The organism is Cellulomonas sp. P1_C4 (assembly GCF_056406355.1).
In genome coordinates this window covers 133338-144398 of record NZ_JBFUAI010000012.1, presented here as the reverse complement: position 1 = coordinate 144398, position 11061 = coordinate 133338, and the positions used below count along the sequence as shown (strand labels likewise).

11 protein-coding genes are annotated in these 11061 nt (G+C 71.6%); 9 read left to right on the top strand and 2 right to left on the bottom strand.

The window, feature by feature from the left end; all coding sequences use genetic code 11:
* Nucleotides 1–277: 277 nt before the first annotated feature.
* Nucleotides 278–874, bottom strand: coding sequence for an SACE_7040 family transcriptional regulator (locus AC1DYZ_RS11525; RefSeq protein WP_477065327.1), 597 nt, complete (start codon nt 872–874; stop codon nt 278–280).
* Nucleotides 875–978: 104 nt separating this feature from the next.
* On the opposite strand from AC1DYZ_RS11525, the gene AC1DYZ_RS11520 reads away from it, so the two are divergent.
* The 9 genes from AC1DYZ_RS11520 (at nt 979) to AC1DYZ_RS11480 (ending at nt 10194) form a co-directional block, all read left to right on the top strand.
* Nucleotides 979–2577 carry a carboxyl transferase domain-containing protein gene (locus AC1DYZ_RS11520; RefSeq protein ID WP_477065326.1) on the top strand — a complete coding sequence of 533 codons (1599 nt, stop codon included), beginning with the start codon at nt 979–981 and terminating at the stop codon, nt 2575–2577.
* Between the two features lie 5 nt (nt 2578–2582).
* Nucleotides 2583–4496 carry an acetyl/propionyl/methylcrotonyl-CoA carboxylase subunit alpha gene (locus AC1DYZ_RS11515; RefSeq protein ID WP_477065325.1) on the top strand — a complete coding sequence of 638 codons (1914 nt, stop codon included), beginning with the start codon at nt 2583–2585 and terminating at the stop codon, nt 4494–4496.
* A complete protein-coding gene (locus AC1DYZ_RS11510; protein WP_477065324.1) occupies nt 4493–5668 on the top strand; it encodes an acyl-CoA dehydrogenase family protein in 1176 nt (391 codons plus the stop codon). The genes AC1DYZ_RS11515 and AC1DYZ_RS11510 overlap by 4 nt, the downstream gene beginning before the upstream one ends.
* Complete coding sequence (locus AC1DYZ_RS11505) at nt 5665–6141, top strand: MaoC family dehydratase (RefSeq protein WP_477065323.1); 477 nt, start codon at nt 5665–5667, stop codon at nt 6139–6141. The genes AC1DYZ_RS11510 and AC1DYZ_RS11505 overlap by 4 nt, the downstream gene beginning before the upstream one ends.
* A gap of 11 nt (nt 6142–6152) precedes the next feature.
* Nucleotides 6153–6944 carry an HpcH/HpaI aldolase/citrate lyase family protein gene (locus AC1DYZ_RS11500; protein WP_477065333.1) on the top strand — a complete coding sequence of 264 codons (792 nt, stop codon included), beginning with the start codon at nt 6153–6155 and terminating at the stop codon, nt 6942–6944.
* Nucleotides 6945–6968: 24 nt separating this feature from the next.
* The gene (locus AC1DYZ_RS11495) at nt 6969–7160 is read left to right on the top strand and encodes a putative leader peptide (RefSeq protein WP_477065322.1); all 192 of its coding nucleotides are present in this window, start codon (nt 6969–6971) and stop codon (nt 7158–7160) included.
* Between the two features lie 95 nt (nt 7161–7255).
* Entirely contained in the window at nt 7256–8656 is a 1401-nt protein-coding gene (locus tag AC1DYZ_RS11490; protein WP_477065321.1) for a dicarboxylate/amino acid:cation symporter, read from the top strand.
* A 123-nt stretch (nt 8657–8779) separates the two neighbouring features.
* Nucleotides 8780–9184, top strand: coding sequence for an SgcJ/EcaC family oxidoreductase (locus AC1DYZ_RS11485; RefSeq protein WP_477065320.1), 405 nt, complete (start codon nt 8780–8782; stop codon nt 9182–9184).
* Between the two features lie 47 nt (nt 9185–9231).
* The gene (locus AC1DYZ_RS11480; protein ID WP_477065319.1) at nt 9232–10194 is read left to right on the top strand and encodes a sigma-70 family RNA polymerase sigma factor; all 963 of its coding nucleotides are present in this window, start codon (nt 9232–9234) and stop codon (nt 10192–10194) included.
* Here AC1DYZ_RS11480 and AC1DYZ_RS11475 read toward each other — a convergent pair.
* Nucleotides 10181–11005 carry an alpha/beta fold hydrolase gene (locus AC1DYZ_RS11475; RefSeq protein ID WP_477065318.1) on the bottom strand — a complete coding sequence of 275 codons (825 nt, stop codon included), beginning with the start codon at nt 11003–11005 and terminating at the stop codon, nt 10181–10183. The two genes, AC1DYZ_RS11480 and AC1DYZ_RS11475, sit on opposite strands and share 14 nt — an antisense overlap.
* Between the last annotated feature and the right edge of the window lie 56 nt (nt 11006–11061).

The window sequence follows — 11061 nt, the reverse complement described above, 5'->3', positions numbered from 1 at the left end:
CAGCCGGGGCCGCGGCCACAGCCGGGGCCGGCGGCGCGGCCACAGCCGGAGCCGGCGGCGGAGCGGTGCCGGTGCTGCGGGATTGGTTCGCGGTGTGGTCAGCGAGCGTGCGCTCGGCCAGCATTGCCGTCATCGTCGCCACCTCCCGCCTTGCACCGATCGCCCGATGTGGGCATAGAACAAGTGTACGATCGACCACTGACATTCGTCTCTGACCAGAGGAAACGGCGGAGGTCAGAGCCGGTGGATCGCACCCGATCCGCGACGCGCCGCGGCGCTATCGCCCCAGCGCAGCCAGTGCCATCTCCTCCAGGAGCGCACGGGTGCGAGCGGTCGAGACCGACCGCGCGCTGTGCGGTGTGGAGTTCAGCAGGCCGAACGTCGCCTGGGCCCGCAGCCGCAGCTCGGCGCGATCGGTGGACGGGCTGAGCCGCCGCAGCACCTCGACCCACAGGTCGATGTAGCGACGCTGCAGGTCACGAACCGACTCGCGGTCCTGCGGCGACAGGGCGGCGAGGGAGCGGTCCTGCACGCGGATCACGTCGGGGTCGCGCAGGGCGAAGTCGACGTGGAACTGGACCAGCGCGACGAGCGCCGACGAAGGGTCGGAGGCGTCGTCCACGACCGCACGGCCGCCGACGAGCAGACCCTCGCTGACCCCGACGAGCAGCGCCGCCAGCACGGCTTGCTTGCTGGGGAAGTGCCGGTACACGGCGGGGCCGCTGACGCCGACCGACGAGCCGAGGTCTTCGATCGACACCCCGTCGAAGCCGCGGCTGGCGAACAGCCGCGCGGCGGACGACAGCAGCGCGTCGCGGCGCTCGGCCTTGGCGCGGCCGCGGGCTGTCGGGAGGGTGTCGAGCTGCTCGGCCATCAGGGCCCCTTCGTGGACAACGACGTGATCGCAGACTAGCCTGATTTCAGTTAGCGATCCCTAACTGAACTGATTTCTCCAGCCACCCCTTGGAGATAGCGTCGATGGAGATGCTCAGCACCACGGCCGACCCCGCCGCGCCGTCGTTCACCTCGAACGACGAGTCTCAGCGCGCGCTCGTCGGCGAGCTGCACGACCGGCTCCGCACGGCAGCGCTGGGCGGTCCGCAGAAGTCCCGCGAGCGCCACGTGGCCCGCGGCAAGCTGCTGCCGCGCGAGCGCATCGACGTCCTCCTCGACGAGGGCAGCCCGTTCCTCGAGGTCGCGCCGCTGGCCGCCGACGGGCTCTACGACGGCGAGGCCCCGGGCGCCGGCGTCATCGCGGGCATCGGCCTGGTGCACGGCCGGCACGTCATGGTCCTGTCCAACGACGCGACCGTGAAGGGTGGCACCTACTTCCCGCTCACGGTGAAGAAGCACCTGCGCGCGCAGGAGATCGCGCTCGAGAACCGGCTGCCGTGCCTGTACCTCGTCGACTCCGGCGGCGCGTTCCTGCCCAAGCAGGACGAGGTGTTCCCGGACCGGGACCACTTCGGCCGAATCTTCTTCAACCAGGCCCGGATGTCGGCCGAGGGCATCCCGCAGATCGCCTGCGTCATGGGCTCCTGCACGGCCGGCGGTGCCTACGTGCCAGCGATGAGCGACGAGACCGTCATCGTGCGGGGCCAGGGGACGATCTTCCTGGGCGGCCCGCCGCTGGTGAAGGCGGCGACCGGCGAGGTGGTGACGGCCGAGGACCTGGGCGGCGGCGAGCTGCACGCGCGGACCTCGGGGGTCACGGACCACCTGGCGGAGAACGACGCGCACGCGCTGCAGATCGTCCGGGACATCGTCGCGACCCTGCCTGTTCCACGCACGACGGCCTGGGACGTGATCGAGACCCGCCCGCCCAAGGTCGACGAGGGCCAGCTGTACGGCGTCGTGCCCACCGACCTGCTGACGCCGTACGACGTGCACGAGGTGATCGCGCGGCTCGTCGACGGCAGCGAGCTGCACGAGTTCAAGCGCGAGTACGGGACGACGCTGGTCACCGGGTTCGCGCGGCTGCACGGGCACCCCGTCGGCATCGTCGCCAACAACGGCGTGCTGTTCAGCGAGTCGGCGCTCAAGGGCGCTCACTTCATCGAGCTGTGCGACCAGCGCGGCATCCCGCTGGTGTTCCTGCAGAACGTCAACGGCTTCATGGTCGGTCGGGACTACGAGGCCGGCGGCATCGCGAAGCACGGCGCCAAGATGGTCACCGCCGTCGCGACCACCCGCGTGCCCAAGCTGACGGTCGTCATCGGGGGTTCGTTCGGAGCCGGCAACTACTCGATGTGCGGGCGGGCCTATGACCCACGGTTCCTGTGGATGTGGCCCGCGAGCCGGATCTCGGTCATGGGCGGCCCGCAGGCGGCGTCCGTGCTTGCCACGGTGCGCCGCGAACAGCTGGGTGACGACTGGAGCGCCGAGGACGAGGAGGCGTTCAAGGCGCCGCTGCGCGAGCAGTACGAGACGCAGGGGAGTCCCTACTACGCGACCGCGCGACTCTGGGACGACGGGATCATCGACCCGGCCGACACGCGTCGCATCCTCGGCATGGCCCTCGACGTCTGCGCCACGGTGCCGCTCGGCGAGCCGCGCCTCGGCCTGTTCCGGATGTGACGGCCGTGTTCACCAGCGTGCTCGTGGCGAACCGCGGGGAGATTGCGTGCCGGGTCATCTCGACCCTGCAGAGGCTCGGCATCCGGGCCGTCGCCGTCTACACCGACGCCGACCGGTCGGCGCTCCACGTCTCGCGGGCCGACGAGGCCGTGCGGATCGAGAGCTACCTGTCGATCGAGGGGGTGATCGCGGCCGCCCGACGTACCCGCGCCGAGGCCATCCACCCCGGGTACGGCTTCCTCTCCGAGAACGCGGACCTGGCCCGCGCGTGCGAGGCAGCGGGTGTCGTGTTCGTCGGCCCCGGGGTCAAGGCCTTGGAGGTCATGGGCGACAAGAGCCGCGCCAAGGAGCACGTGTCGACGGCCGGTGTGCCGGTGATCCCCGGCTCGTCGGTGGCCGATGCCGAGTCCGCCGAACGCGTCGGGTACCCGCTCCTGGTCAAGCCGTCGGCGGGCGGGGGCGGCAAGGGGATGGTGGTCGTCGAGCGAGCGGACGACCTCGCCGACGCCCTCGCCGGCGCCCGTCGCCTCGCCGCGTCGGCGTTCGGCGACGACACCCTGCTGCTCGAGCGCCTGGTGACCACCCCGCGGCACATCGAGGTCCAGCTGCTTGCCGACGAGCACGGCACGGTGATCCACCTCGGCGAGCGCGAGTGCTCGCTGCAGCGTCGGCACCAGAAGGTGATCGAGGAGGCGCCGTCGCCGCTGCTCTCCGAGCAGATGCGGTCATCCATCGGCGAGGCCGCCTGCGACGTCGCGCGGACTGTCGGCTACGTCGGCGCCGGGACCGTGGAGTTCCTCGTGTCCGACGACGCGCCCACGGAGTTCTTCTTCATGGAGATGAACACGCGGCTGCAGGTCGAGCATCCGGTCACCGAGCTGGTCACCGGGCTGGACCTGGTCGAGTGGCAGCTGCGGATCGCGGCGGGGGAGCCGTTGACGCTTCACGACGTCGAGCTGACCGGTCACGCGGTCGAGGCGCGCGTCTACGCCGAGGACCCGGCGCGGGACTTCCTGCCGTCGTCGGGGACCGTGCTCCTTCTCGACGAGCCTGCCGGCGAGGGCATCCGGGTCGACAGCTCCTTGCGAGCCGGGCTCGAGATCGGGTCGATGTACGACCCGATGCTCGCCAAGGTCGTCGCGTGGGGGTCGTCGCGAGACGAGGCGCTCGCTCGCCTCGACGGGGCGCTTGCCCGCACGACCATCCTCGGCGTGCGCACCAACATCGCGTACCTGCGCCAGATCCTTGCCGATCCCGACGTGCGGGCCGGTCGGCTCGACACCGGGCTGCTCGGGCGGCTGACTCCCACGACCCGCGAACCCGACCCGGTGTCCGTCGTCGCGGCGGCGCTGTGGCTCCACGGCACGCCCGGCAGCCGGCCCTGGCGGTCCGACGGCTGGCGCCTCGGCGACCCGCGACCCAGCCGCTACGACTTCCGGGACATCGGCGAGGTCTCCGTGCTCGGTTCCGCCGTGACGATCGACGGGGCTACAAGGCGCGCGAGCCTCGTGCGGCGTGAGACCGACACGGTCGACGTGGAGGTCGACGGCGTCGTGCACTCGCGCCGTCTCGCGGTCGACGGCCCGGTCCTGTGGGTCGGCGACGACGAGCTGCGCGTCATCACCCGGGTCGAGCGGCTCGCCGAGCAGCTGGCCACGCGCAGCCGGGGCGAACGGGCCGCGGACCCGGTAGTCCGTTCTCCGATGCCCGGCATCGTCGTCTCGACCGACGTGGCGACCGGCGACAGCGTCGTCGCAGGTCAGACCCTCCTGGTCATCGAGGCGATGAAGATGGAGCACCGGGTCGTCGCCCCCAGCGACGGCATCGTCACCCTCACGGTCCGACCGACCGACCGGGTGGCACTCGACCACGTGGTGGCCACCATCTCCGGCCACCCCGACGAAGGGATCCCGGCATGACCTACGACCTCACCCCCGAGCAGCAGAAGCTCGCCGACGAGGTGCGCGACTTCGCGGACTCCGTCGTCGCACCGGCGGCCTACGAGTACGACACGAAGCGCGAGCTGCCGTACGAGATCCTCGCCCAGATGGGGGACATGGGGCTGTTCGGCCTGCCGTTCCCGACGGAGGTCGGCGGTCAGGGGCGCGACTACGTCGACCTCTGCCTGGCGGTCGAGCAGCTGGCCCGCGTCGACCAGTCCATCGCCGTGACGCTCGAGGCCGGCGTGGGGCTCGGGGCGATGCCCGTGTGGCGCAGCGGGACCGAGGCGCAGAAGCAGGAGTGGATCCCGATGCTCGCGCAGGGCAAGGCGCTCGCGGCCTTCGGGCTCACGGAGGCCGACGCGGGGTCGGACGCGGGCGGGACGAAGACGACCGCGCGCCTCGAGGGCGGCGAGTGGGTGATCAACGGCAGCAAGCAGTTCATCACCAACTCCGGCTCCCGGATCACCCGGCTCCTGACGATCACCGCGGTGACCGGCGAGAGCGTCCGAGACGACGGCTCGATCAAGAAGGAGCTCACCGCCATCCTCGTGCCGGCCGGGACGCCCGGGCTCACCGTGCTGCCCGCGTACGACAAGGTCGGCTGGCACACCTCGGACACCCACCCGCTGCGCTTCGAGGACCTGCGGGTCCCGTCGGAGAACCTGCTCGGCGTGCGCGGCCGCGGCTTCGCGCAGTTCATCCAGACGCTCGACGAGGGCCGGGTCGCGTTCGCCGCCCTCTGCGCGGGCGCCGCGCAGGGCTGCCTCGAGGAGGCCATGCGCTACGCGAAGAGCCGCAACGTGTTCGGCCACCCCATCGGCGAGAACCAGCACATCGCGTTCACGATCGCCCGCATGGAGTCCCGCGTGCACTCGGCCCGACTGGCCTGGCTCGACGCCGCGCACCGGCTGGTCGCGGGCCAGCCGTTCAAGCTCGAGGCCAGCCTGGCCAAGCTCATCGCGAGCGAGGCGGCCATGGCGAACGCGCGCGACGCGACGCAGATCTTCGGCGGGTACGGCGTGATGAACGAGAACCCCGTCGCACGGCACTATCGCGACTCCAAGATCCTGGAGATCGGCGAGGGGACGACGGAGGTGCAGCTCATGGTCATCGCGCGCGAGCTGGGCTTCGCGGGGGCGCCGCGATGACGAAGGACGTCGAGCAGCGCGGCCTCTACTACGAGGAGCTCGAGCTGGACACCCGCTACGTGCACCGCCCCGGCCGCACACTCACCGAGGCGGACAACGTCCTGTTCAGCACGCTCACCATGAACGGCCAGGCGCTGCACCTGGACGCCGCGTGGTCCGCCGCGCAGCCGTTCGGGCAGCGGCTCGTGAACTCGATGATGACCCTCGCGGTGCTCGTCGGGAGCTCGGTCGACCAGCTGACCCAGGGCACCATCGTCGCGAACCTCGGCTTCACCGACGTGCGGTTCCCGCACCCGCTGTTCCACGGAGACACGCTGTACTCGTCGACGATCGTGCGGGACAAGCGGCTCTCGGAGTCGCGGCCGGGCCAAGGGGTCGTGACGCTCGAGCACACCGGGCGCAACCAGGACGACCTCGTCGTCGCGGTGGCCACGCGATCGGTCCTGTTCTGGTGCCGGGAGGCCGCGCCGTGACCGGCTTCGCGATGGGCCCGGCGCTGCTGTTCTGCCCCGCCGACCGGCCCGAGCGCTACGAGAAGGCCGCAGCCCGCGCCGACGCGGTGATCCTCGACCTCGAGGACGCGGTGTCCGCCGACGCCAAGCCGGCGGCCCGGTTCAGCCTCACCGACATCCCCCTGGACCCCCGGCGCACGATCGTCCGGCTCAACCCCGTCGGCACCGACGACCTCCGCGAGGACCTCCGCGCCCTCATGGCGACGCCGTACCGGACGGTCATGCTGGCGAAGACCGCGTCCGCCGAGGACGTCCGCCTGCTCGCCCGCTACGACGTGATCGCTCTGGTCGAGACGGCCGCGGGCGTCGTGAACGCCGCGGCCATCGCCGGCGAGCCGAACGTCATCGGGCTGATGTGGGGTGCGGAGGACCTCGTCGCGTCCCTGGGCGGCACGTCGAGCCGGCACGCCGACGGGCGGTACCGCGACGTCGCGATGCACGCCCGATCCACCGTCCTGCTCGCGGCCGGCGCGCACGGCAAGGCCGCGATCGACGCCGTGCACCTCGACATCGCCGACGTCGACGGGCTGGCCCGTGAGGCCGCCGACGCCGCCGCCAGCGGGTTCGCCGCGACGGCCTGCATCCACCCGTCGCAGGTCGCGGTGATCCGGACCGCGTACCGGCCGGACGAGGCCGAGGTGCAGTGGGCGCGGGCCCTGCTGGAGGCGGCCCGCGGCGAGCGCGGGGTCTTCCGGTGGGAGGGACGCATGGTCGACGCACCCGTCCTCCGGCACGCCGAGCGGGTTGTGCAGCGCGCTGGTTGACCGACGGGCTCGGGGCCGGCGACTGTGACGTCTCTCTCGTCGCGGTCGGGAAGCATCCGCGACGGGTCACGTGTTGCCCCCGGAGGCTGCCGACCCTGGCCACCATCGACACCCTGGGAGCACCCCCGCGTGAGCACGTGGAACCTGACCGAGCGCCTCGCCGTCGACCTGCACCGAGTCGCCAGCGCGCTCTGTCGTCCCGTCCACGGTCGCTGAACCGCCCCGGCCCGCCGCAGCCTCGCGGCCGGACGCCCGATCGCCCCTCGTCGTGACCCGCGCCCGCACTGTGGCGCGCCCCCGAAAGGCCTCACGTGTCTGATACCTCCACACAGCCCAAGCGCCGGCTGCGCCTCCCGTCCTTCTCCGTCCAGGTCCTGCTGGGCCTCGGCCTCGGTGTGCTGCTCGGCTGGATCGCCCTGCAGATGGGCCCGACCGCGTCGGGCGACCCGAACTGGCTGACCACGACGCTCGACACCATCGGCTCGTCGTTCGTCACCCTGCTCAAGGCGATCGTGCCGCCGCTGGTGTTCCTCGCGATCGTCACGTCGATCGCCAACCTCCAGCAGGTCACCAACGCGGCGCGGCTGGCCTGGCAGACGCTGTTGTGGTTCGCCATCACCGCCGCGATCTCGGTCGCGATCGGCATCGGGCTCGGCCTGCTGTTCCAGCCCGGCCACAACTCGACCCTCAGCCCCGAGGCGGGCTCCGAGGTCGGGGTGACCGGCAGCTGGCTCGACTTCCTCAACGGCCTGATCCCGAGCAACTTCCTCGGGCTGGGCGCCAGCACGCAGCAGGGCGACGGCGGGCTGTCGACGTCGGTGTCGTTCAACGTGCTCCAGATCGTGGTCGTCGCGATCGTCGTCGGCATCGCGGCCCTGCGCACCGGTACCGCCGCTCAGCCGTTCCTGGCGTTCACGCGCTCCGCGCTCGCGATCGTGCAGAAGGTGCTGTGGTGGGTCATCCGGCTCGCACCCCTGGGCACGCTGGGCCTCATCGGCCGCGCCGTCGCCACGTACGGCTGGGACCTGCTGGCGCCGCTCGGGACGTTCGCGGTCGCCATCTACGTCGGCCTCGCGCTCGTGCTCTTCGTCGTCTACCCCGTGATCCTGCGCACCAACGGGCTCGGGATCATGAGCTTCTTCCGGGGCGCGTGGCCGGCGATCGAGCTCGCGTTCGTCTCGCGCTCGTCGGTCGGGACGCTGCCCCTGACCCAGCGTGTGGTCGAGCGGAACCTCGGTGTGCCGCGGTCGTACGCGTCGTTCGCGGTGCCGCTGGCGGCGACGACGAAGATGGACGGCTGCGCCTCGATCTACCCGGCGATCTCCGCGATCTTCGTCGCGCAGCTGTTCGGCATCGACCTGACTCTCAAGGACTACCTGCTCATCGCGTTCGTGTCCGTCGTCGGCTCCGCCGCGACCGCCGGACTGACCGGCGCGGTGGTCATGCTCACGCTGACCCTGTCGACGCTCGGCCTGCCGCTCGCCGGCGTCGGGCTGCTGCTGGCGATCGACCCGATCCTCGACATGGGCCGCACCGCGGTAAACGTCGCCGGGCAGGCTCTCGTGCCGACGATCGTCGCCAAGCGCGAGGGGATCCTGGACCTCGGCCAGTACGCCTCGGCGTCCGCGGAGGACATCTTCGCCGACGACGTGGAGCCGGCCGAGGTCGTCGACGAGGCGGCGGACCGGCGAGAGCCCGTCCTGACCTCCTGAGCCCGGACGCGGCGGACCGATGAGTCCGCCGCGTCCCGCCGGTATGTATCCGCGGGACCGCATCAGGCCCCGCGACGGGGCAGGAACGCCTGCGCCGTCGACCGGCACAGACAGGAGTGCATGATGACGACTCTCGACACGCTCGACACGACGGCCGTGGAGGACCTGCTGGCACAGATGGGCACCGCCTGGGGCGCCCACGACGCCGAAGCGTTCGCGGCCCTCTACGCCGACGACGCCACGGTGGTGACGGCCGGCACGTATATCCAGGGCAAGGACCAGATCCGCACCTTCATGGTCGCGGGCTTCGACGGTCCGCTGAAGGGCACGGCCTCCGTCGACGAGCCGCAGCGGATCAGGTTCCTCTCGCCCGACGTCGCGGTGGTGAACAGCCTGGGCGGCTACCGACCGGCCGGGGCGGCGAGCGTGCCGCCGCACCTCCAGCGCCGCGCCACGTGGGTGCTCGCGCGGACCGAGGGCCGCTGGCTCGTCGAGTCGTACCACAACTGCGCCGCCAACCCGGCCTGACGCGGGTCGGCGCGGGGCACAATCGGAGCGGGAGAGGAGCGCCGCCGGTGTCGGTCAGCGAGGACTTCGCACGTCAGACGCTGCCGTACCGGCGCGAGCTCCTGGCGCACTGCTACCAGATGCTCGGGTCGGTGCACGACGCCGAGGACCTCGTGCAGGAGACGATGCTGCGGGCCTGGCGCGCGTACGACCGGTACGACGACCAGCGCGCGTCGATGCGCACTTGGCTGTACCGGATCGCGACCAACGCGTGCCTGACGGCCCTCGAGAGCCGTCGTCGCCGGCCGATGCCGTCGGGCCTGGGAGCACCGGGCGACGACCCCCGGGCTCCGTTGGTGCCCGACCGCGAGGTGCCCTGGCTCGAGCCGATGCCGGACGCGCTCGTCGACGGCGACCCGGCGACGGTCGTGGTGGCCCGCGGCCAGCTGCGGCTCGCGCTCGTCGCGGCCATGCAGCACCTGCCGGCCCGCCAGCGCGCGATCCTCCTCATGCGCGAGGTGCTCGAGTGGTCGGCGGCCGAGGCGGCGGACGCCTTGGGCACCACCCMGGCCGCCGTGAACAGCGGTCTGCAGCGCGCGCGGGCGCGGCTGGATGGCCTGGGCATCGGCGCGGACCACGTGGCCGAGCCGGTCACCGCGGACCAGCGCGCCGTCGTCGACCGCTACGTCTCGGCGTTCGTCGTCGGGGACCTGGCCGCCATCGGCCAGCTGCTCACGGAGGACGTCGTGCTCGAGATGCCGCCGGTCCCGGCGTGGTACCGGGGCCGCGACGACTACGTGGCGTTCATGGCGAACGTGTTCGAGCGGCGCGGCACGGACTGGTGGACGACGCCCGTCGGCTCCAACGGGCAGGCGGCGTTCGCCGCCTACGTGCGGGAGGGGGAGACCTACCGGCTGCACTCGGTCCAGGTCTTCTCGGCCACCGCCGAGCGGATCGCGGGGTCGGTGGTGTTCACCGACCCCGCGATCCTGGCCTCGTTCGCCGTCCCTGAGCTGGTCAGGACTGGATGAACTCCAGCAGGTCGGCGTTGATCGTCGCCGCCTCGGTGGTCGGCATCCCGTGCGGGAACCCGGCGTACGTCTTGAGAGTCCCGTTCTGCAGGAGCGCCGCGGACAGGGGGCCGGAGTCGGCGTAGGGGACGACCTGGTCGTCGTCGCCGTGCATCACCAGCGTGGGCACGGTGATCTTCTTGAGGTCCTCGGTGAAGTCGGTCTGCGAGAAGGCGACGATGCCGTCGTAGTGGGCCTTCGCGCCGCCCATCATCCCCTGACGCCACCAGTTCTCGATGATGGCCTCCGACGGCTCCCGGCCCGGGCGGTTGAAGCCGTAGAACGCGGTCGAGGGCAGGTCGCGGTAGAAGTTCGACCGGTTCGTGGCCACCTGCTCCTGCAGTCCGTCGAAGAGCTCCTTGGGCAGGCCCCCGGGGTTGGAGTCGGTCTTCACCATGATCGGCGGCACGGCGGCGATCAGGACGGCCTTCGACACGCGGCTCTCGCCGTGGCGGGCGATGTAGTGGACGACCTCGCCGCCGCCCGTGGAGTGACCGATGTGCACGGCGTCCTGCAGGTCGAGCGCGGACGTCAGCGCGGCCAGGTCATCGGCGTAGTGGTCCATGTCGTGCCCACCGTCGGTCTGGGTCGAGCGGCCGTGGCCCCGGCGGTCGTGGGCGATCACCCGGTAGCCGTGCAGCAGGAAGAACATGAGCTGGGCGTCCCAGTCGTCGGACGACAGCGGCCAGCCGTGGCTGAACACGAGGGGCTGGCCCGAGCCCCAGTCCTTGTAGAAGATCTCGACGCCGTCGGTCGTGGTGATCGTGCCCATGGGTCCTCCAGGGAGCAGGGTGTGCTGTCCTTGCTGAGGCTAATGGGGCATTCGCG

Excerpts from the sequence above, each read along its gene's own strand:
- AC1DYZ_RS11475 (WP_477065318.1), bottom strand. The coding sequence starts at position 11,005 with ATGGGCACGATCACCACGACCGACGGCGTCGAGATCTTCTACAAGGAC.
- AC1DYZ_RS11505 (WP_477065323.1), top strand. The coding sequence starts at position 5,665 with ATGACGAAGGACGTCGAGCAGCGCGGCCTCTACTACGAGGAGCTCGAG.
- AC1DYZ_RS11510 (WP_477065324.1), top strand. The coding sequence starts at position 4,493 with ATGACCTACGACCTCACCCCCGAGCAGCAGAAGCTCGCCGACGAGGTG.
- AC1DYZ_RS11525 (WP_477065327.1), bottom strand. The coding sequence starts at position 874 with ATGGCCGAGCAGCTCGACACCCTCCCGACAGCCCGCGGCCGCGCCAAG.
- AC1DYZ_RS11500 (WP_477065333.1), top strand. The coding sequence starts at position 6,153 with ATGGGCCCGGCGCTGCTGTTCTGCCCCGCCGACCGGCCCGAGCGCTAC.
- AC1DYZ_RS11485 (WP_477065320.1), top strand. The coding sequence starts at position 8,780 with ATGACGACTCTCGACACGCTCGACACGACGGCCGTGGAGGACCTGCTG.
- AC1DYZ_RS11520 (WP_477065326.1), top strand. The coding sequence starts at position 979 with ATGGAGATGCTCAGCACCACGGCCGACCCCGCCGCGCCGTCGTTCACC.